Origin of the sequence: Novosphingobium sp. AAP83, assembly GCF_001295795.1 — a bacterium.
Taxonomy (GTDB): domain Bacteria; phylum Pseudomonadota; class Alphaproteobacteria; order Sphingomonadales; family Sphingomonadaceae; genus Novosphingobium.
Map to the genome: position 1 here is coordinate 1 of NZ_LJHY01000005.1, position 2,123 is coordinate 2,123.

The window sequence follows — 2,123 nt, forward strand, 5'->3', positions numbered from 1 at the left end:
AGATGAAGGGGCGAATGGTCAAGACCGGCCTCAGAAGTTGAAGCCGACCGAGGCGCCGACGACCCGGGTGGTCAGGCCTGCAATTGGCACGCTGCGGACGCTGCCATCATCCGAACCCCGGAAGTTCAGAGGGATTGCAGATGCAGCTTCGCGGTTCTGCGTTAGGTTTCTGACAAACAAAGAGGCGGTCCACTTACCATCGGCTTGGCGGACGCCGAAACGAAGATTTACGAGCTCCCCAGCAGGATCAACGAACCGCTCGGAATTGCGGTTAGCCAGCCGGAGCGAGCTTCGGTAGACGATGTTGGTGTTAAAGAATGCTTCAAGATCGGAGCTGACTGGTTGAACATATTCGCCCGAAATAACGAACTTGTGCTTCGGCGCCGACATCAGCTGCTGGCGGCTGAGATCGGTGCCATCGTCGCCGAGGAAAACATCGGGATAGAGAACGGGGTTGAACGTATAGCCAGCGTTTATCGAAAGGTTGTCGTTCACCTGGCCCGAAGCATTAACTTCAAAACCGTAGGATTCGACATCACCAATGTTCCGCGCCTGAGAAACCAGATCACTCCCGACGAAGATGCTTTCCTGGCCCTGGAAATTGGCAACCTTCATATAGAAGGCGTTGATATCAAGCTGGATGCGACCGACCATGGTCTTTGCGCCGAGTTCGAAGGCGGTGTTTTCTTCGGCTGCGAGCGGGATGAAGGGCTGGCCCGGATCAGCCGGAAAGGTGAGGGCCGAGGGCTTGTAGCCCCGCGCGAAAGACCCGTAAATGTTGGTATCCGGGTTGGGCTGATAGCTCAGGCCGATGCGACCTGACAGGTTGGTTTCGCTGATTGAGCCGAATTCGGTGGGGTTCAGCGTGTTCTGGCCAAAACCACTGTCGTTCTTGTAATCGGTGAAGCGCAAGCCGCCAAACAATTCCAACTTGTCAGTCAGTTCGACCGTCGCGTCCGCGAACAGCGCCAATGTCCGGTTCTCTGCCCGTTCAGGGACAAAAGTCGGGTTCGGGCCGCAGTTGGTACCGTCCGGAGCGCAAATGCTGAAGCCGGTCCGGAAACCCGGGCGCGTATCCCCGAACGGCAGGCTGGGATCGAGTGGAACCTGAGCATACTTAAAGTCGGCAAAATAGCCCCCTGCCACAATATCAAAGCCACTGCCCCGATAGCCCAGCCGCAGTTCCTGAGTGAACTGCTGGTAATTGCCTTGCAGGTTTTCCGAGCGTGCCGCTCTGCCGAGTGCACGAAGAGAGAGATTTACGTTTGGCGTCTGCACTGCCAGATCCCGATAGGATGTCACCGACGTCAGCGAAAGATTGTCGGTCAGATCGGCTTCGATTAACCCAGTAAGGCTCATGATTGAGCGTGTTTCTTGCGACTGCCTGTCCTCGCAGAAGAACCGGGCACGCGTCGTAATACGGTCAGGAGTAAGGCCGCAGGCGCTCAGGTTAGCTTGAGAGGCAGGATTGGTCGGTGCGAGGGTCGGGGAGAAGAAGTTTACCCCGTTCTGATCAATCTCTGCATAGTCACCGATCAGGTGAACGCGGAGGGTATCGGTCGGCTCGAACAGCAATCGGCCACGGATTGCGAACTGGTTTTCTTCTTGATCGAGATCGTTGAGGAAGACGTTGGTCCGCAAACCGACTTCCTGCCGGTAGAAACCTGCAAGACGCACAGCCACCTTGTCGCCAAGCGAGAAGCTCATGCCACCACGAGCCACAATCTCGGTCTGTTCCGAACCGGCGAACCCATCATCGGCATAGTCGAGATTGAAATTGGCCGAGGTCTTACCAATTTCGGGGGCTACGGTGGAAGCATTCAACACACCAGCCGAAGCACCCTGGCCGAACAGCGTCCCTTGAGGCCCGCGCAGGACTTCGACTTGAGCAATATCATGCAGGATCGGGAAGGTCACGTTGCCTGCGGCCGCCTGATCGATCACGATGGCAACCGACGGATGAACGCTGGGGTTGAAAGCCTGCGTGCGGATACCACGAATACCCGCGCCGCCGTTGATGTCCCCACCAAAGCTGGGGCTGACCTGAAGGGCGGGCGTAATGCGCTGAAGATCGGTCAGTGAGTAGATCTGGTCACGACCCAATTGTTCAGCAGTCGTTACGG

At 56.9% G+C, this 2,123-nt stretch carries 1 protein-coding gene; it reads right to left on the bottom strand.

Annotated features, from left to right (window positions below):
- Positions 1–30: 30 nt before the first annotated feature.
- Positions 31–2,103, bottom strand: a complete 2,073-nt coding sequence (locus tag IP81_RS04360) for a TonB-dependent receptor (RefSeq protein WP_054106774.1) — start codon at positions 2,101–2,103, stop codon at positions 31–33.
- Positions 2,104–2,123 lie beyond the last annotated feature (20 nt).